Raw genomic sequence first — 18,541 nt, 5'->3', positions numbered from 1 at the left:
GCGGAGCGACGACCCCGACCAGCCGCCCGCGCTGCCCCAGGCCGTCGGGGGCGACGGCCTGAGCAGGCTGGCTCTGAACAAGCGCCGCAAACGCCGGCGCCTCGCGACCGTGGGCCGCACCGTCCTGGCGCTGCTGTCCGTGCTGACCCTCGTCGGCAGCGGCCTGGTGTGGGGCTACGTGCGTTCCACCGAGGCCGGATTCGCCCAGATCGCGGCGCTGGACACCGAATCCACCGATATCGTCGACCCCGGCGGGCAGACCGGCGACGAGACCTACCTGATCATCGGCACCGACACCCGCGCCGGGGCGAGCGGCGCGGTCGGCGCCGGCACCGTCGCCGACGCCGAGGGCGCACGCGCCGACACCGTCATCCTCGTCAACATCCCCGCCGACCGCAGTCGCGTCGTCGCCGTCTCCTTTCCGCGCGACCTGGACGTGACGCGGCCCGTGTGCCGCGGCTGGGACAGCACCACCGGCGAGTACACGTCGGAGACGTTCCCCGCCGCCGAGGGCGACAAGCTCAATGCCACCTACGCGCTGGGCGGGCCCAAGTGCCTGGTGAAGGTGATCCAGAAGCTGTCCGGCCTGAAGATCGGGCATTTCGTCGGAATCGACTTCGCGGGCTTCGAGAGCATGGTCAACGAGGTCGGCGGCGTCGAGGTGTGCACACCCACCCCCCTGGTCGACGGGGAACTCGGCACCATCATCGAGACGGCGGGCACCCACACCCTCGACGGCCGCCGGGCCCTGGACTACGTGCGGGCCCGCAAGGTCGAGTCGGAGGGCAACGGCGACTACGGGCGTATCACCCGGCAGCAGAAGTTCCTGTCGTCACTGCTGCGCTCGGCCATGTCGAACAAGGTCCTGTTCGACCCCGGCAAGCTGAACGGGTTCATCAACGCGTTCACCCGCGCCACGTTCGTCGAGAACGTCGACACCGAGTCCCTCGTCCGGCTCGGCCGCTCGCTGCAGCGGGTCGAAGCCGGCGCCGTCACCTTCCTCACCGTGCCGACGGCCGGAACCAACGAGTGGGGCAACGAGATTCCGCGTCTCGACGACATCAAGGCGATCTTCAACGCGATCATCGACGACGAACCGCTCCCCGGCGAGAAACGCGATGTTCCCGAACCGGAATCGTCAGCGCCGCCGGCAGCCCCGCTGCCTGCACAGACCGCGGTGGACCCCTCGACGGTGTCGGTGCAGGTGTCCAACGCCTCCGGCGAATCCGGCCTCGCGGCCCGGACCGCGGAAGAACTCGGCGCGTACGGTTTCCCGATCTACAGCGTCGGCAACTACTCCGGGACGAGCAAGGAGACCGTCGTCCGCTTCTCGCCCGGGCAGGAGGCCGAGGCGTTGACGCTGGCCTCCGCAGTTCCGGGGGCCGTGCTGCAGGAGTCCCAGGACCTCGGCGGCATCGTGGAACTCGTCCTCGGCACCGGGTTCGTCGGCAGCATCGCGGCTCCGACCGAGGTGGGTTCGGTCCTGCCGACGGTGCCGATCCAGGCCGCCGAGGAGAACGAGCTGCCGGTCGACCTGTCGATCACCAACGCGGGCGACGATTCCTGCGCCTGAGCAGCACCTCGAGCCCGTCCATTCACCCGGCGTTCACCCGCTGCTCGTGACTCGGCTTTGTCTGCGCCGTAGTCTGTGCCATTATGCGCGTCGTATACCACGAACAGATGACCGAGCTCGCCGATCTCCTCGGAGAGATGGCGGGCCTTGCCGGCCTTGCGATGGAGCGGGCCACCCAGGCGCTGCTCCAGGCGGATCTGGCGCTCGCCGAGACCGTCATCGGCGAGCACGACAAGATCACCGACCTGAGTACCCAGTGCGAGGAGAAGGCCTTCTCGCTCCTCGCCCTCCAGGCGCCGGTCGCCGGTGATCTGCGTTCCGTGGTCAGTGGCATCCAGATCGTCGCCGACATCGACCGGATGGGTGCGCTGGCACTGCACGTCGCCAAGGCGACGCGACGTCGGCACCCCAATCATGTTCTGCCCGAAGAGGTCAACGGCTACTTCGCCGAGATGGGCCGCATCGCAGTCTCGCTCGGCGCAGCGACCAGGGAGATCCTCGAGACGCGCGACCCCGAGCGGGCGGCCCGGCTCCACCAGGAGGACGAGGCGATGGACGATCTCCATCGTCACCTGTTCACCGTGCTCATGGACCGGGAGTGGAAGCACGGCGTGGCCGCGGCTGTGGATGTGACGCTGCTGGGCCGGTTCTACGAACGGTTCGCCGACCACGCCGTCGAGGTGGGTCGTCGCGTGATCTTCCTGGTCACCGGCAAGCTCCCCACCGACGAGGATTTCCGGGCGATGCGTGAGCGCGTCGACAAGCTCACGGTGTACCCGCAGGATCAGTAACCCGACTCGGCACAAGGCCCCGCCCGGAGTTTCCGGGCGGGGCCTTTCCGCGTCCGCGGTGCCGAAGTCGCAGCCGGCTCAGCCGAAGCGGCCGGAGATGTAGTCCTCCGTGGCCTTCTGGGTGGGGTTGGAGAAGATCTTCTCGGTGTCGTCGATCTCGACGAGCCGGCCCGGCTTGCCGGTGGCCTCGAGGTTGAAGAACGCGGTCTGATCGCTCACGCGCGCGGCCTGCTGCATGTTGTGCGTGACGATCACGATGGTGTAGTCCTGCTTCAGCTCGGCGATCAGGTCCTCGATGGCGAGGGTGGAGATCGGGTCGAGAGCGGAGCACGGCTCGTCCATCAGGAGCACCTCCGGCTGCACCGCGATGGCGCGGGCGATGCACAGGCGCTGCTGCTGGCCACCCGACAGGCCGCCGCCGGGCTTGTCGAGGCGGTCCTTGACCTCGTTCCACAGGTTCGCGCCGCGCAGCGACCGCTCGGCGATCTCGTCGAGCCTGTTCTTCTCGCGCACGCCCTGCAACTTCAGGCCGGCGACGACGTTGTCGCGGATCGACATGGTGGGGAACGGATTGGGGCGCTGGAACACCATGCCGATCGTCTTGCGGACGCCGACCGGGTCGACGGACGAGTCGTAGATGTCCTCGCCGTCGAGCAGCACGGAGCCCTCGACGCGGGCACCGGGGGTCACCTCGTGCATGCGGTTGAGCGAGCGCAGCACGGTCGACTTGCCGCAGCCCGACGGTCCGATGAACGCGGTGACGTTCCGCGGCGGCACGGACAGCGTCACGTCGGAGACGGCGTGGAACTTGCCGTAGAAGATGTTGACGTCCTTGAGGTCCAGACGCTTGGCCATTACCGGCTCCCTACTGGTGTATCGAAATCGAAGGGTGTGTACATGAGGTGACCTACTTGGTGCGCACCTGGGAGAAGTGGCCGACCACCTTGGCAACGATGTTGAGGATGGCGATGACGAGGATGAGGGTCAGGGCAGCGCCCCAGATCCGCATCGTGCCCGCGTCGGTCGGGTTGTTCATCTCCGCCACCATGACGCCGGGCAGGCTGCCCATCTCGCCGCCGAACAGGTTGAAGTTGATGAACGGCGCGTAGCCGACCAGGATCAGCAGCGGAGCGGTCTCGCCCATGACGCGGGCCAGGGCCAGCATGACGCCGGTGATGATGCCGGGCAGCGCGGTCGGAATCACGATGCGCGCGATGGTCTTCCACTTGGGCACACCGAGGGCGTAGGAGGCCTCGCGCAGATCCTGCGGCACGATCCGGAGCATCTCCTCGGTGCTGCGCACCACCACGGGAACCATGAGCAGGACCAGCGCCAGGGACACCGCGAAGGCGGACTTCGGGAAGCCGAAGGTGGCGATCCACAGTGCGTAGATGAAGAGCGCGGCAACGATGGAGGGGACACCACTGAGGATGTCCACCATGAAGGTGGTGATCCTGCCCAGTCGCGTGCCGGCGCCGTACTCCACGAGGAAGATCGCCACGAAGATGCCGATCGGGATGGAGATCACCGCGCACACCAGGCCCTGCAGCAGGGTCCCGACGAGGGCGTGGTAGATGCCACCGCCCATCGCGGACGCGGACAGACCGCTCAAGGAATTCGTGAACCAGGTGGCGCTGGTCAGGGCGGGAAGACCCTTGACGATCACGGTGATCAGCACCCATGCCAGCGGCACGAGAGCGATCAGCACCGACACGGTGACCAGGACGGTGGCGGTGAGATCCGAGACGCGCCGACGGGTGCCGACGCCCCGGAAGGTGGGGCCCTTGACCGGTGTCTCGAGGAGAGTGGTCGTCATGGCTTCAGTCCTTCTTTCCTGCGACGACCGCACGCGCCGCGGCGTTGACCACGAAGGTCAGCACGAAGAGCACCAGACCCGCGGCGATGTAGGCGCCGGCCTGGATGTCGTTGTTGAACTCGGCGTAACCGAGGGCGATCTTCGAGGCGATGGTGGCACCGCCGTCGAACAGCGACCACGAGAACGGCTGCGACGTGGTGCGCAGGATCAGGTACAGCGCCATGGTCTCGCCGAGTGCGCGGCCGAGACCGAGCATCGAGCCGCTGATGTAGCCCGACTTGCCGAACGGGATCACCGTGGTCTTGACGACCTCCCAGCGCGTCGCACCGAGAGCGAGCGCCGCCTCGATATGGGACGTCGGCGTCTGCACGAACACCTCCCGGCTCACCGCGGCGATGGTCGGCAGGATCATCACGGCGAGCACGATGCCCGCGGTGAAGATGGTGCCGCCGCCGAGGATGGAACCCGAGCCGGACGCGAACAGCGGGAACCAGCCGAGACTTTCGTTGAGCCACGTCGCCAGCGGCCGGATCGCGGGGGCCAGGACCAGCAGGCCCCACAGGCCGTAGACGATGGACGGCACGGCGGCGAGCAGGTCGATGACGTACGCCAGGGGCTTCTTGATGCGCTCGGGGCAGTACGAGGTGAGGAAGATCGCGATGCCGAGTGCGACCGGCATCGCGAGCACCAGCGCGAAGAACGACACCAGCACGGTCACCTGGAACAGGTCGAGGACGCCGAACGCCATCGCGGCGATGTCCTGGGTGACCCACTCGCGGCTGGTGAGGAAGTTGACGGTGTTGCGCTGCAGCGCCGGCACCGCACGCCAGACGAGGAACACGCCGATGGCCGCGATGATCACCGAGATGAGAACGGCGGACCCGGAGGCCAGTGAACGGAAGATCCGGTCGCCCGGCCTGGTCAGCGGCTTGCTGTCGCCGCGCGCTGGAGTGGTAATCGTGGCCTCCGGGGTGTTGCCGTGCGGACCGCCCGCCCCGGGCCCGGCATCGCTGCCGGACCCGGGAGTGCGAGGTGCGGATTTGGTGGGCGCGTCACTCATCTGCGCTCGCGATCTCTCTCTGCTGGGGATTGACGGTACGGTCCGCGGCGCTCATCGGCTAGGCGATGGCGTTGATCGACTCGGTGAGCTTCGCCTTGAAGGACTCGGGCAGCGGCACGTAGCCCTGCTCGGCGAGGCCTTCCTGGCCCTCGTTGGCGGCGCTGACGAGGAACGACTTCACGGCCGCGGAGGTGTCGGCATCGTAACCGGCGGAGCACACGATCTCGTAGGTCGCGAGCATGATCGGGTAAGCCCCCTCCTGCTTCGTACCGAAGATCGAGGTCAGGTCGAGCGTCAGGTCGCCCTCACCGGTCGGAGCGAAGGTCGCCGCCTCGATGGCCTTCGACGCGGTCTCGTCGGTCAGCTCCACCGCGCCGGATCCGTTGTCGATCTGTGCGACGTTCAGGTTGTTCTGGTCGGCGAAGGACTTCTCGACGTAGGTGATCGCGCCGGGGGCGCTGGCGACGGCCTGGGCGACACCGGCCGATCCCTTGGCGCCTTCACCGACACCGCCGGTGAAGTCGGAGCCGGCGCCGGTGGTCCAGGCACCGTTCGAGGCGGCCTCGAGGTACTTCTGGAAGTTGTCGGTGGTGCCCGACGAATCCGAGCGGACGATCGGGGTGATGGCCGAATCCGGAAGGCTCACACCCTCGTTGAGAGCCGCGATGGCCGGGTCGTTCCACTGCTTGATGGTGCCGTTGAAGATCTTGGCGACGGTCTCGCCGTTGAGCACGAGGTTGTCGACGCCCTCGACGTTGTACGCGACGGCGACCGGACCGAAGACCAGCGGCAGGTTCCAGGCGGGGTTGCCGGCGCAGCGCTCGGCGGCCTGGGCGGCCTGCTCGCTCTTGATGGCGGAGTCGGAGCCGGCGAAGTCGATCTGCTTCGCGATGAACTGGGTGCGGCCGTCACCGGAACCCGACGGGTTGTAGGCGACGTTGACGTTCTTGCCCTTCTCCTGGCAGACCGCGATGTAGGTGGACACGAACTGGTCCATCGCGTTCTTCTGCGCGGACGACCCGGCGGCGGACAGCGTCTCCTTGCCCTCACACGTCGCGGCCGATGCGGACGCGTCCACGTCCGTCGAGGCGGCATTGTTGTCGCTGCCGCATGCGGCCAGGGTGAGGGCACCTGCAGCCACCACACCGAGCAGGGCGCCATTGCGCTTGAGGTTCACTCGTACTCCTCCGGAATTCGCGACCGGCACGCCCGCGACACGGGCGGCGGCATCAGGCGCGGGGTGATCCCGGCGCCGGACCGGCATGCTGCGGCCCGTAATGGAAAGTTAATGAGGACGGGTTGACGGTTGGGCGCCCGAAGGTGAACGCGACGTGAACGCGAAAAGTACACCTGCAGTCCGTATGGTCGACGTCACACGACATTCACGGGCCGGACTCGTTCGGTACGTGCTCCGCTCACGCTCTCGCGTATGCGAGGTCCACGTGGAATCGCTCGAATCCGAGCCGGCCGTAGGTGCGCAGCGCGGCGTCGTTGTCGCCTTCGACGTACAGCAGCACCGCGCCGAGCCTGCGTTCCCGCAGATACCGCAACCCGGCGAGCGTGAGCAGCCGGCCGAGACCGCGCCCCTGCGCCCCGGGATCGATGCCCACCACGTACACCTCCCCGATCGCCGGCTGGTCCGCCGTGGCGGCGTGCACTTTCGTCCAGTGGAAGCCGAGGAGCCGGTCCGGGTCCTGCTCGTCGAAGGCGAGGAACACCCCGGCCGGGTCGAACCAGGACTCGCTGCGGCGCTGCGCGACGTCGCGCTCGGTCCAGCGGCCCTGCTCGGGGTGCCACGCGAAGGCGGCGGCATTGACCCGCAGCAGTTCCGCGTCGTCCTCGGGTCCGCGGTAGGTCCGCAGGATCAGCCCGTCGGGGACCTGCAGGGTCGGCAGCTCGGGCTCCCCGAGGGGGCGCCGCAGCTGCAGGAGTTCCCGGACCGGGGTCAGGCCGAGCCGTGCCGCGAGCGCCCGCGCGGACTCGAGGTCGCCGTGTGCCCACACCCGGGTGCCGGCACCACCGGCGTCGAGGGCCGCGGCGACGAGCCGCGACCCCACGCCGCGGCGGCGGTGCGGCGGATCGACGACCACCTCGGCCATCGCCGGGTGCTCCCCGTGACCGGGGACCAGATTGGCGTAGCCGACGATCGCGGCGGCATCGACGGACACCAGGTGCCGGACGTCGCCGTCGCCGGTGAGGGAGTGCAGCACCTGCTCGGACACGGGGGCCGTTCCGTCGGCGGCGTGGGCGCGGGCGACGAGCGCCCGCACCTCGGCGGCCTGCTCGGCGGACAGTCGGCTGACGAATTCCACGACGGCGAGCCTAGTCCGCGAGTTCGGCGTCCTCGAACTCGATGGTGGTGGAGCCGCCCTTCCCGGTCTTGGTGGTGGGCCGCACCGCCTTGTAGCCGACATTGCGGACCGTGCCGATCAGGGACTCGTACTCGGGGCCGAGCTTGGCGCGCAGGCGCCGCACGTGCACATCGACGGTGCGGGTGCCGCCGAAGAAGTCGTAACCCCAGACCTCCTGCAGCAGTTGCGCGCGGGTGAACACCCGGCCGGCGTGCTGCGCGAGGTACTTGAGGAGCTCGAACTCCTTGTACGTCAGGTCGAGGGGGCGGCCACGCAGGCGAGCGGTGTAGGTGCCCTCGTCGATCGAGAGCTCCCCGAGGGTGATCTTGCCGGTGTTCTCGGGGCCCGCCGCACCGCCGGACCGGCCGACCAGCAATCGCAGCCGCGCGTCCAGCTCGGCGGGGCCGGTGGTGGTCAGCAGGATGTCGTCCAGCCCCCACTCCGGGTTCACCGCCACCAGGCCGCCCTCGGTGAGCACGGCGACGACCGGTATCGCCGACCCGGTGCTGCCGAGCAGCCGGCACAGGCCGCGGGCCGCGGCCAGGTCCGTGCGGGCGTCGACGATGGCGATGTCCGCGGAACCGGCCTCGAGGAGCGAGGACACCTCGGTCGGTGCCGGGCGCACCGAGTGCGCGAGCAACGACAGCGAGGGCAGGACCGCGTCCGGGTTGGGGTCGGAGGTCAGCAGCAACAGCTCCACCGTGCCTCCATTCTTCGCGGGCTGCGCGAAACTCGTGTAAACGACGCGCTACAGATTAACGCCACGACGGCGTTCACCGGGCAACCGCACTCGGGAAGCGGCGCGAGCCGTCCGTCACAATGGTGCGGTGCGCAAACTCATCCTCGCTCTCGTGACGCTCGTCGGAGTCGCGCTCCTGATCGATTTCGGCGCCGCGGCGTGGTCCGAGTACCGGGTCTCGCGGGCGCTGCGGGAGGGTGGGGCGCTGACGGCGGACCCGGCGGTGACCATCCACGGATTCCCGTTCCTGACCCAGGCCCGGGCGGGCCGCTACGAGAACGTGGAGATCCGGGCGCAGGGCGTGCCCAGCGGGACGCTCGGCGACATCACGATCGAGGCCAACCTGATCGGTGCCCATGCGGCCGCGGGCGAGCTGCTCGACGGTTCGATCCGCTCGGTGCCGGTGGACCTGCTGTACGGGCGCGTGATGATCGACGCGACCGAGCTCGGTCAGCTCTACGGCATTCCCGACCTGCAGGTGTCCGCTCCCCCGGCCGACAAGTCCGACGGCACCGGCGGGTCCGGCGGCTCCGGACGCACCACCGCGGGCGGGGTCGTCCTCACCGGCACGGTTCCGGTCGGCCCGGTCTCCGCGGAGGTCAGCGTGCAGGCGGACCTGCTGCTCGAGGGCGACACGGTGCGCATCGTCGCGTCGGACCTGTACTTCGGCCCGGAGGGACAGGCGGACTTCACCGTGCCGGATCCGCTGAAGCCGGCGGTGCTGGGCCTGTTCACCACCACGATCGAACCCCAGAACCTGCCGTTCGGGGTGCGCCCGACCGCGGTCGAGGCCCGCGGCTCGACGATCGTGATCGAGGGCGAGGCGCACCAGACCACGATCGACCTCGAGGAGGTTCAGCGCCTGTGACCGCTGTCGTCGTACTGCTGGTGGTGGTGGCTGCCGCCCTGATCACCGGGACCGTCCTGCGGGCCCGCGCGGGCAAGGTCCGCGCCGTCGCGGCCGCCCCGGCGCCGGGGCCCGGTCCCCTGCTGGCCGCGGTGGGCGTGGGCACCGGCAGTGCGCCGGTGGTGCTGCACTTCTCCGCCGACTGGTGCGGACCGTGCGCCGCGGTGCGCCGGATCGTCGCTCAGGTGGTCGCCGACCTCGCGGCCACCGGCGACGGGCTGCCGGCACCCCGCGACCTCGAACTGGACATCGACGAGAACCCGCAGTTGGCAAGGGAACTCGGCGTGCTGTCGCTGCCGACGACGTTCCTGTTCGACGCCGCCGGCACCGAAAGGTACCGGGTTTCGGGTGTGCCGGCCGCGGCGGACCTGCGGGCCGCGCTGGTGCCGCTGCGCACCCCCTGGGCCCCGATCCGTCGAGACGTCGGCTAAGCTGCCTGCCGTGTCGACCTGCCGAGAGCTCATGCTCACCCGACGCCGCACAGTCGATCTGTGCCGCCTCGGCGGCTTCTGCTGTACCTGCTGCTGATCACCCCGGCCGAGACGCCCGACCGTCTCCGCGGCATCCGCTGCCGTCACCGGTGTGATCCCCGCGGTTGCCACCGCGACGGTTCGCCCCCATGCGTCCCCTCCCAGCAGGAGCACCCCTCATGTCCACCACCGCCCCCGCCGCCCGCCAGGGTCAGCAGGTAGACGTCCGCGGCCCCCGGTTCGCGGCGTGGATCACCACCGCCGTCCTCGTCGTCGTCCTGGCCGTCGCGACGGTCTCGACCACGGTGGCCGGCGTACTGCTCGCCGTCCAGACCGCGGTGTTCGCGGCCGGTGCGGCCCTCGGCCCGCGCCGCAGCCCCTACGGCCTGCTCTTCGCGCGGCTCGTCGCGCCCCGGCTGGGCGCCCCCACCGAGAAGGAACCGGTCGCCCCGCTGCGGTTCGCGCAGCTCGTCGGGTTCGTGTTCGCCGCCGTGGGCACCTTCGGATTCCTCCTCGGCGCCGACCTCGCCGGTCTCGTCGCCACCGGGTTCGCGCTGTTCGCCGCGCTGCTCAACGCCGCGTTCGGGGTGTGCCTCGGCTGCGCGATCTACCCGCTCGTGGCCAGGTTCCGGGCCGTCGCCGCCTGACCACCGTTCCCTCCGCACCGTTCCACTCGACCGAGAGTGTCAACACCGAAAGGAAACTCCATGGCTCGCTCCGACGTCCTGGTCTCAGCAGACTGGGCAGAGCAGAACCTTCACGCACCGAAGACCGTGTTCATCGAGGTCGACGAGGACACCGCAGCCTACGACGGCGGGCACATCGAGGGCGCGATCAAGCTCGACTGGCGTAAGGACCTGCAGGACGGCGTCCGTCGCGACTTCCTGAACCGGGAGCAGTTCTCCGCCCTGCTGTCCGCGAAGGGCGTCGCCGACGACGACACCGTCGTGCTCTACGGCGGCAACAACAACTGGTTCGCCGCCTACGCGTACTGGTACTTCAAGTTCTACGGGCACCGGGACGTCAAGCTCATCGACGGTGGCCGCAAGAAGTGGGAGCTCGACGGACGCCCGCTGTCCAAGGACGAGGTCACCCGCCCGGCCACCGAGTACAAGGCGCAGGAGCCGGACTACTCGATCCGCGCCTTCCGCGACGAGGTGATCGACGCGATCGGCACCAAGAACATCATCGACGTCCGCTCCCCCGACGAGTTCTCCGGCCGGATCCTCGCCCCGGCCCACCTGCCGCAGGAGCAGGCCCAGCAGCGCGGCCACGTCCCGGGTGCGATCAACATCCCGTGGAGCACCACCGCCAACGAGGACGGCACCTTCAAGTCGGACGACGACCTCGAGGCCCTCTACCGGGCGAAGGGCTTCGACGACAGCCGCGAGACCATCGCCTACTGCCGGATCGGTGAGCGCTCGAGCCACACCTGGTTCGTGCTGCAGGAGATCCTCGGCAAGAAGAACGTCAAGAACTACGACGGCAGCTGGGTCGAATACGGCTCGCTCGTCGGAGCCCCGATCGAGTTGGAGGTTCGCTGACCATGTGTGGTGCACCCGTTCAGTCCCAGACCCTGCCCGCGGGCGTCGACGTCGAGAAGGAGACGGTCCTGACCGGCCGTGTCGTCGACGCCGACGGCCAGCCGGTCGGCGGTGCCTTCGTGCGCCTGCTCGACGGCACCGGTGAGTTCACCGCCGAGGTCGTCGCCTCCGGCACCGGTGACTTCCGCTTCTTCGCCGCGCCCGGCGACTGGAAGGTCCGCGCGTTGTCCGGCCGTGGCAACGGTGACGTCGCCGTGAGCCCGGCCGCCCCCGGCGTCCACCACGTCGAGGTCACGGTCGCGAAGTAGCAGACCGTTCGGCGGGCCCGTTCCTCCGGGAACGGGCCCGCCGTCGTCCGTGGTCAGTTCTGCGGCTGCCGGTCCGTCCGTTCGGCGTCGGCGAGCGCGACGATCCAGTCGACGATCCGCTCACTGTCCGAGTACCAGGGATCGTGCGGGTTCGTGTTCCAGTAGCCGATGTGCTGGATGAAGCCCAGCAGGAGGTACGGCTCGAGAAACAGGTCGACGATGCCGCTGTTGTCGTCGGCGAAGCCGGCTCCCTCGGCGCGCAGCTTCTCCACCACGACCGGCCGGCCCGGTCCCAAGGCCCAGTCGAGAATCTCCCGCATCCGTTCGGGGCTCACATCGGCGCTCGGGTCCACCGGGTACGTCGTGTCGAGGACCTTGCGCAGCACGTCGAGGAGGGATTCGCCGGACTCCCACCAGTCGTCGCGGGTGACGATGTGGGCGGCCGCGCGGGCCGCCGTCACCGCCAGCGCACCGCCCAGGTCGCCGACGGTCTGCAACGGGTTCAGCAGCGTGAACCGCATCTGTCCGAGCACGCCGAGGACCAGTTCGAGCACCGCGATGTCCTCGGGTGCGTCGCACGCGACGTCGTAACGCCGGCACGAGTACACGACCCGGTCGGCCAGCGCCCCGTAGTCGGCGGGTTCCGAGGACATGAACCCGCCACCGGGCGGACCGGGCTCGCCCATCGAGTCGACCCCCGCCGGCCGGTACGGGTCACCGACGAGGACGACCCCGGCGATGTCGTCCGGTGCGACGTGGGCGTCGGCGGGCCGGTGCCCGAGTTCGCGGCTCACCCGTTCGATCACCTCGGCGCCGACGCTGTAGCCGACGAGCGCGAACCGGGTGCGCTCCCCGCAGGCGCTCTTGCGTTCGTCGAGGATGCGGTTGGTCGACGCGACGCCCGCCGCCACCGAGTCCTGATAGGTCGGCACGTCCTCGAACAGGCCCAGGCCGTAGGTGGCCGGGTACGGCACGTACATCCAGCCGATCGAGCCCGGACGGTCCGCGGTGGCCTCGCCGGCCGGGACCGTCACGTTGCCCACCCAGTTCGACCACAGCTGTCGCGACTCCTCGACCACGGGATCGCGGCCGGCCTCGGAGTCGGTGGCGCCGGAGACCGCGACGATCAGCAGGTCGGGGCACTCCAGGGCGTAGTTGTCGGGGTGGACGGCGGGCCCGGACGAACCGCTGCTCGACCCCGTCCCGGGGGCGGCGACCGCGACGGGCACGGTCAGGGACAGGGTCGCGAGCGCCGCAACAGCCGGCAGCAGCAGACGGATGGGGCGCACACGACCTCCGAGTCGGACTTTCCGGACGAAAGGGCCCGCACGGCCCACTGCACGGTACTATCCCGCGCGCCGCACTGCGCGCCCGGTGGGGACGTCGGTTTTCGCGCTCTCCGGGCGCCGTCTAGGATATGGCCGTGGTCATCTTCTTCGAAGCTCTCCTTGTCCTGGCGGCCGTGCTCATCACGTGGTTCGCGGTGTACGTCCTCTACCGTCTGGTGACCGATCAGCCGTGAGTGCCGAGTCCGGTGAGGAACGGGAGGTCGTCCGCGGGAGCGGCGACAAGGCGGTCGCGGACGCCCTCGAACGGGCCAAGGCGACTGCCGACAAGAACGTCCCGATCCTGAGCGGCCTGCCCGTCCCCGACGACACCGCAAACCTGCGCCTCGGCCCGGACATGCATCCGGAGCTGTTGGCGCTGCTGCCCATGGTGGGCGTGTGGCGCGGCGAGGGCGAGGGCAACGATCCCCGCACCGGCGACTACCGCTTCGGCCAGCAGATCGTGGTCACCCACGACGGCGGCAACTACCTCGTGTGGGAGGCCCGTTCGTGGCGCCTCGACGAGGAGGGCGGTTACCGCGGCCCGGACCGGCGAGAGAGCGGATTCTGGCGGGTCTCCGGCACCGGCGCGCCCGGCAGCGAGGATCCGGAAACCCTCGAGCTGCTCCTCAATCACAGCTCCGGCGTCGTCGAGCTGTACTACGGCACCGCCCTGACCCAGTCGTCCTGGGAGCTGGCGACCGACGTGGTGATCCGAAGCCAGTCCGGCGAGGTGGTCGGCGGCGCCAAGCGCCTGTACGGCATCGTCGAGGGCGGCGATCTCGCCTACGTCGAGGAACGCGTCACCGCGGACGGGGAACTGCAGCCGCACATGTCCGCGCGGCTGGCACGCTACATCGGCTGACCGCCCGGCACTCCTTCGGAACCGCCCTCCGGGCACGCGGCCCGTTCCGCCGGTCCCCGAGCCGAGGGACGTGGTCGCGCGGCCCGCGCACGGCCTCCGCCCACGGACGCGAACGGCCCCCGAGCGACGGACGCGAACGGCCCCCGAGCGCTACGCCGGGACGGATCGTCTCGGCGATTCCCGGTCGGACGGACCGGGAGGCTCGGGGGCCGGGTGACTGCGTGGTATTCGCCGGCCGCTGCAGCGGTCGACAATCCCGTCGTCGATGACAGCGGCTAGCGCGCAGCCACCTCACGTGTCCGATACTTCAATTCAGACCACCTCCTTTCTCGTGTACGCCCGAAAGTACGCCCCGCTCAGACCGCGGGCAACGAGTTTTTCCCCAGGCGAACGACGAGGTCGGCCGCGGTGTCGCCGGGCAGTTGGTGCGTGACGACGACGACGGTGCGCTCGGGCGCGACGAATCCGGCGTCCCGGTCCAGCAGCAGCCGCTGCAACTGCGCACCGTCGACGGCGTCGAGATGCTCGGTCGGCTCGTCGAGCAGCAGCACCCGTGCGGGGGACACGAGGGCCCGCGCGAGCAGCAACCGGCGCCGCTGGCCCCCGGAGACAGCCCGCGCACCGCCGGCCAGGGTGCTGTGCAGTCCGTCGGGAAGCCCGGCCACCCACTCCCCCAGCCCGACGTCGCCGAGCACGTCCAGCGCCTCGGCCTCGGTGAGGTCGCCGCGGGCCACCCGCAGGTTCTCCAGCACGGACGTCTCGAACAGGTGGGCGTCCTCGGCGAAGAATCCGGCCTTCTGCCGCAGGGCAGCCGGTTCGAGCTCGGCGAGCGGCACGCCGCCGAGGGTGACCGTCCCGGCGACGGGCTCGAGCAACCCCGCGAGGGTCATCAGTGTGCTGGTCTTGCCGCTGCCGCTGCTCCCGACGAGGGCGACGCGCGCGCCGGGTGGCAGGTCGAGCGTGAGGGGCCCGGCGTCCCGTCCGCCGGGCCAGCCGCTGCGCAGATCGACGGCACGCAGGTAGCACGGTTCCGCGACGGGCCGGGTGCCGTGCGGCACCGGCCGGTCGGCGCGGTCGAGCAGGCCGACGACGCGGCGCGCCGCGATCCGGGCGCGGGTGAGGGTGACGGCCGCGCCGGGCAGCGCCGCGCCGGCTTCGAACGCGGACAGGGGCAGCAACACGAGGATCCCGAGGGACATCGGGCTCATCCCGCCCTCGGCGAAGACCGCGATGCCGACGAGCAGCGACCCCAGGACGCTCGCCCCGACCGCGAGGGGGGTGGCGGCCTCCGCGTACGCGGCGGGGACGGCCGCGCGGTCGGTGGCCCGCACCGCGTCCACGCCCGCGCGGTGCGCCCGGCCGACGGCCTGCGGGAGCAGGCCCGCGACCCGCAGCTCGGCGGCGTGGTCGAGCGCGGTGACCGCGTCGCGGGAGAACCGGACGCGGGCGGCGGCGCTGTCGGCCTCGGCGCGGGCCGCGGCGCGGGCGGACAGCCACGGGGCCGCGACGCCGGTGACGAGCAGCGCGACGGCGAGGACCGCCGCCGCGGCCGGGGAGATCAGGGCGAGCCAGCCGACGGCGGCGAGGGCGAGGACCGCGGCGACGGCGATGGGCACCAGCGCCCGGACCACCACGTCCCCGAGGGCGTCGACGTCGGCGCCGGTGCGGGCGAGCAGGTCCCCGCGGCGCAGGCCGGCGGAGGCGACCGGGTCGCCGTCGGCGAGGCGCCGGTAGAGCCGGGTGCGAGCGGCGGTGGTGCCGCGCAGCGCGGTGTCGTGGCCGGCGAGCCGCTCGAGATAGCGGAACAGGCCGCGGGAGATGCCCAGGGCCCGCACCGCGACGACGGCGACCGTCAGGTCCAGCACCGGCGGCATCTGCCACGCACGGATGATCAGCCAGGCCGACAGGCCCGCCAGCGCCAGGGCGCTGCCCAGGGTGGCGACGCCGGCGGCGACGGCGGCGGCGACCCGGCCGGGGCGCAGTTCGAGCAGCGCCATCGCGCGACGCAGATCGTTCATCACCGCTCCCCCGTGCCGGAGGTCGCGTCGCTGTGGGAGCAGACCCGGACGACGGTGTCGGCGATCGCCAGGATGCTCGGGCGGTGCGCGACGATCACCACGGTGCGTCCGCGACGGGCCAGGTCCCGCACCGTCGCCAGGACCGTGGTTTCCGTCGCGTCGTCGAGGTGGGCGGTCGGCTCGTCCAGCAGCAGCACGGGCCGGTCCGCGGCGAGGGTGCGGACGAGGGCGAGCCGTTGCCTCTGCCCGAGCGACAGCCCGCTGCCGCCGGCGCCGACGACGGTGTTCCAGCCGTCCGGGAGCTCCTCGAGCACCTCGTCGAATCCCGTTGCCGCACAGATGTCGTCGATCCCGGCGGTGGTGAGGTCCACGCCGGTGAGGCGCAGGTTGTCGGCCAGCGTGCCGGGGAGCAGCACGGGCCGCTGGGGCAGCCACGCCACCTGCCCCCACCACGCGTCGTCGGCCACCACGGGACGGCCACCGACCTCGACGCGGCCCTCCACCGGCGCGGCGAGGCCGAGGACGGCGAGCAGCGCCGTCGACTTGCCCGAGCCGTTCGCTCCGGTCAGCACGGTCACGGCGCCCGGCCGGCACACGGCGTCGAGCCGGAACGGGGCGTAGCCGTCGCGGCTCGCGACGCTGAGGCTGGTCAACGTCAGTTCGGCTGCGGTGGCATCGAATTCGGCGCTCTCCGACACCGCGGTGGTCGCGGGGGCACGGTCGAGGATCGTGAAGGCGCGCTCGGCGGCGGCCTTGCCGTCCTCGGCAGCGTGGAACTTCGCGCCCACCGTGCGCAACGGCAGATACGCCTCGGGGGCGAGGATCAGCGCGACGATGCCCGCCTCGAGGGCCATGTCGCCGTAGACGAGGCGCAGGCCGATGCTCACCGCGATCAGCGCGACGGACAGGGTGGCGAGCCATTCGAGCACGGTGCCGGACAGGAAGGCCACGCGCAGCGCCGACATGGTCGTGCGGCGGTGGTCGTCGCCGAGTTCGCGCACCTTCTGCGCCGGCCCCTGCTCGCGGCCGAGCGCGCGCAGCGTGGGCAGACCGGCGATCAGGTCGAGCAGCTGGGCCGACAGCGTCGTCATGGTGCGCAGCGTGCGGTCGGCCTTGCCCTTGGTCAGCAGCCCGATGAGGATCATGAACGCCGGGATGAGCGGCAGCGTCACGACGACGATGATCGCCGAGGTGAGGTCCTGGAAGGCGATGACCACCACGGTGATCGGGGTGAGCGTGACGGCGAGCAGCAGGGCCGGCACGTACCCGGTGAGGTACTCGGAGAGCCCGCCGAGCCCGCGGGTGAGGACGGTGGCGATCTCGTCGCGGCGTGGTTCGAGTTCGCGCGGCGGCAACCGGGTCGCCGCCGCGAGCACCTCGTGCTCGAGTTCGGCGACGACCCGGCTCGCCGAGCGGTGCGCGAACCGGGACTGCACCCACGTGACGAAGGTCCGGACGGTGACGGCCGCGGCCAGCGTCAGCAGTTCGGTCCGCCATGCGCCGAGGTCGGTGGAGCCGGTGGTGAGCACCCCGGCGAGGACCGCACCGATCGCGAGTGCGGACACGACGATCATCGCGACGTTGATCGAGGCCGTGACGACGGCGAGCGCCAGATAGCCGCGGGCGGTGGCGGAGTAACGCCACAACCGTGGGTCGATCGGCCCGCGACGCCGCGGCGCGTCCGACGCTCCGGGGGCGGAGCCGAACGGACGCACCGGGGCGTCGGCGGGCGCGGTCATTTCGTCCCGAGCGACAGGCCGATGGACTTCGGGATGTGCTTGGTGGAGATGCGCTGGCGGAACACCCAGTACGTCCACCCCTGGTAGATCAGGACCACCGGGGTGACGATCACCGCGGCCCACGTCATGACCTTCAGCGTGTACGGGCTCGACGACGCGTTCTCGATCGTCAGCGACAGGGTGTCGCCGAGCGTGGACGGCATGACGTTCGGGAACAGCGAGCCGAACAACAGGACGACGGTGCCGACGATCGCGACGGTGGTGAACACGAACGCCCAGCCCTCGCGCTCCGCGCGGGTGAGGGCGACGACGGCGAGCAGCGCGGCCGCCGCGACGCCGACGACGAGCCACGTCCAGGTCTTGCCGTAGGCGAGTTGCGTCCACACCACGAAGACACCGGCCACGACGACCGCCGGAACGGCGAGCCGGGCGGCGAGTTTCACGGCGTCCTCGCGCACCTCGTCGGCGGACTTCAGGGCGATGAAGACCGCGCCGTGCAGCGCGAACACCAGTGCGGTGGTCGCGCCGCCGAGCAGCGCGTACGGGTTCAGCAGGTCGAAGAAGCCACCGATGTACTGCTTGTTCTCGTCGATGGCGACGCCGCGGACGATGTTCGCGAACGCCACGCCCCACAGCACGGCCGGCACCCAGGAGCCGAAGACGATGCCCCAGTCGCAGCGCCGCCGCCAGGTGGGGTCGTCGATCTTGCCGCGGTACTCGATCGCCACGACCCGGACGATGAGGCCGAGCAGGATCAGCAGCAGCGGCAGGTAGAACCCGGAGAACAGGGTCGCGTACCACTCGGGGAACGCGGCGAACATCGCGCCGCCCGCGGTGAGCAGCCACACCTCGTTGCCGTCCCACACCGGTCCGATGGTGTTGAGCAACACCCGGCGGCGGGTGTCGGCCGTCTCGGTGCGGCCCCGGCCGAGCACCGGCATCAGCATGCCGACACCGAAGTCGAAACCCTCGAGCACGAAGTACCCGGTGAACAGCACCGCGATCAGGACGAACCAGACCTCTTGAAGTCCCATG

At 70.6% G+C, this 18,541-nt stretch carries 18 protein-coding genes; 8 read left to right on the top strand and 10 right to left on the bottom strand.

Annotated features, from left to right (window positions below; genetic code table 11):
• Both G6039_RS03870 and phoU read left to right on the top strand, forming a co-directional pair.
• On the top strand, nucleotides 1-1,573 hold a 1,573-nt coding region (locus G6039_RS03870; RefSeq protein WP_164528057.1), incomplete at its 5' end, for an LCP family protein.
• An 83-nt stretch (nucleotides 1,574-1,656) separates the two neighbouring features.
• Nucleotides 1,657-2,364, top strand: coding sequence for a phosphate signaling complex protein PhoU (gene phoU, locus G6039_RS03865; protein WP_010593878.1), 708 nt, complete (start codon nucleotides 1,657-1,659; stop codon nucleotides 2,362-2,364).
• A 78-nt stretch (nucleotides 2,365-2,442) separates the two neighbouring features.
• On the opposite strand, the gene pstB is transcribed toward phoU, so the two are convergent.
• From pstB to G6039_RS03835, 6 genes are all read right to left on the bottom strand, one after another.
• Nucleotides 2,443-3,219, bottom strand: a complete 777-nt coding sequence (gene pstB / locus G6039_RS03860) for a phosphate ABC transporter ATP-binding protein PstB (RefSeq protein ID WP_006936402.1) — start codon at nucleotides 3,217-3,219, stop codon at nucleotides 2,443-2,445.
• Between the two features lie 52 nt (nucleotides 3,220-3,271).
• The gene (pstA, locus tag G6039_RS03855; RefSeq protein ID WP_029541511.1) at nucleotides 3,272-4,180 is read right to left on the bottom strand and encodes a phosphate ABC transporter permease PstA; all 909 of its coding nucleotides are present in this window, start codon (nucleotides 4,178-4,180) and stop codon (nucleotides 3,272-3,274) included.
• A 4-nt stretch (nucleotides 4,181-4,184) separates the two neighbouring features.
• Nucleotides 4,185-5,240, bottom strand: a complete 1,056-nt coding sequence (gene pstC, locus G6039_RS03850) for a phosphate ABC transporter permease subunit PstC (RefSeq protein WP_006936404.1) — start codon at nucleotides 5,238-5,240, stop codon at nucleotides 4,185-4,187.
• A 58-nt stretch (nucleotides 5,241-5,298) separates the two neighbouring features.
• Nucleotides 5,299-6,417, bottom strand: coding sequence for a phosphate ABC transporter substrate-binding protein PstS (gene pstS, locus G6039_RS03845; protein ID WP_029541508.1), 1,119 nt, complete (start codon nucleotides 6,415-6,417; stop codon nucleotides 5,299-5,301).
• A gap of 238 nt (nucleotides 6,418-6,655) precedes the next feature.
• Nucleotides 6,656-7,552, bottom strand: coding sequence for a mycothiol synthase (mshD, locus tag G6039_RS03840; protein ID WP_043796554.1), 897 nt, complete (start codon nucleotides 7,550-7,552; stop codon nucleotides 6,656-6,658).
• 10 nt (nucleotides 7,553-7,562) lie between these two features.
• Entirely contained in the window at nucleotides 7,563-8,291 is a 729-nt protein-coding gene (locus G6039_RS03835; RefSeq protein ID WP_006936407.1) for a winged helix-turn-helix transcriptional regulator, read from the bottom strand.
• A gap of 127 nt (nucleotides 8,292-8,418) precedes the next feature.
• On the opposite strand from G6039_RS03835, the gene G6039_RS03830 reads away from it, so the two are divergent.
• The 5 genes from G6039_RS03830 to G6039_RS03810 all read left to right on the top strand — a co-directional run bounded on the left by G6039_RS03830 (nucleotide 8,419) and on the right by G6039_RS03810 (nucleotide 11,559).
• Nucleotides 8,419-9,198: an LmeA family phospholipid-binding protein gene (locus G6039_RS03830; protein ID WP_006936408.1), complete on the top strand. Its 780-nt coding sequence runs from the start codon at nucleotides 8,419-8,421 to the stop codon at nucleotides 9,196-9,198.
• A complete protein-coding gene (locus G6039_RS03825; protein ID WP_029541497.1) occupies nucleotides 9,195-9,668 on the top strand; it encodes a thioredoxin family protein in 474 nt (157 codons plus the stop codon). The genes G6039_RS03830 and G6039_RS03825 overlap by 4 nt, the downstream gene beginning before the upstream one ends.
• A gap of 218 nt (nucleotides 9,669-9,886) precedes the next feature.
• Nucleotides 9,887-10,354, top strand: a complete 468-nt coding sequence (locus G6039_RS03820) for a DUF4395 domain-containing protein (RefSeq protein WP_029541494.1) — start codon at nucleotides 9,887-9,889, stop codon at nucleotides 10,352-10,354.
• Between the two features lie 60 nt (nucleotides 10,355-10,414).
• Complete coding sequence (locus G6039_RS03815; protein ID WP_006936411.1) at nucleotides 10,415-11,251, top strand: sulfurtransferase; 837 nt, start codon at nucleotides 10,415-10,417, stop codon at nucleotides 11,249-11,251.
• Nucleotides 11,252-11,253: 2 nt separating this feature from the next.
• A complete protein-coding gene (locus tag G6039_RS03810; protein WP_029541490.1) occupies nucleotides 11,254-11,559 on the top strand; it encodes a DUF1416 domain-containing protein in 306 nt (101 codons plus the stop codon).
• Between the two features lie 53 nt (nucleotides 11,560-11,612).
• Here the strand turns inward: G6039_RS03810 and G6039_RS03805 are convergent, their stop codons facing one another.
• Nucleotides 11,613-12,848 carry a cutinase family protein gene (locus G6039_RS03805; RefSeq protein ID WP_043796550.1) on the bottom strand — a complete coding sequence of 412 codons (1,236 nt, stop codon included), beginning with the start codon at nucleotides 12,846-12,848 and terminating at the stop codon, nucleotides 11,613-11,615.
• A gap of 229 nt (nucleotides 12,849-13,077) precedes the next feature.
• Between G6039_RS03805 and G6039_RS03800 the strand changes: the two genes are divergently transcribed.
• Entirely contained in the window at nucleotides 13,078-13,749 is a 672-nt protein-coding gene (locus tag G6039_RS03800; protein ID WP_029541483.1) for a heme-binding beta-barrel domain-containing protein, read from the top strand.
• Nucleotides 13,750-14,105: 356 nt separating this feature from the next.
• Here G6039_RS03800 and cydC read toward each other — a convergent pair whose 3' ends face one another.
• The 3 genes from cydC to cydB are packed head-to-tail and all read right to left on the bottom strand — an operon-like array spanning nucleotide 14,106 to nucleotide 18,540.
• A complete protein-coding gene (cydC, locus tag G6039_RS03795; RefSeq protein ID WP_006930190.1) occupies nucleotides 14,106-15,767 on the bottom strand; it encodes a thiol reductant ABC exporter subunit CydC in 1,662 nt (553 codons plus the stop codon).
• Nucleotides 15,767-17,506 carry a thiol reductant ABC exporter subunit CydD gene (gene cydD, locus G6039_RS03790; RefSeq protein WP_006930192.1) on the bottom strand — a complete coding sequence of 580 codons (1,740 nt, stop codon included), beginning with the start codon at nucleotides 17,504-17,506 and terminating at the stop codon, nucleotides 15,767-15,769. The genes cydC and cydD overlap by 1 nt, the downstream gene beginning before the upstream one ends.
• Nucleotides 17,503-18,540 (bottom strand): cytochrome d ubiquinol oxidase subunit II, encoded by a 1,038-nt coding sequence (gene cydB / locus G6039_RS03785; protein ID WP_043801604.1) that lies wholly within the window; start codon nucleotides 18,538-18,540, stop codon nucleotides 17,503-17,505. The genes cydD and cydB overlap by 4 nt, the downstream gene beginning before the upstream one ends.
• Nucleotide 18,541 lies beyond the last annotated feature (1 nt).

Origin of the sequence: Rhodococcus aetherivorans (assembly GCF_011058165.1) — a bacterium.
In the GTDB taxonomy this organism is placed as follows: domain Bacteria; phylum Actinomycetota; class Actinomycetes; order Mycobacteriales; family Mycobacteriaceae; genus Rhodococcus; species Rhodococcus aetherivorans.
This window is presented reverse-complemented; position numbering and strand designations above follow the sequence as displayed.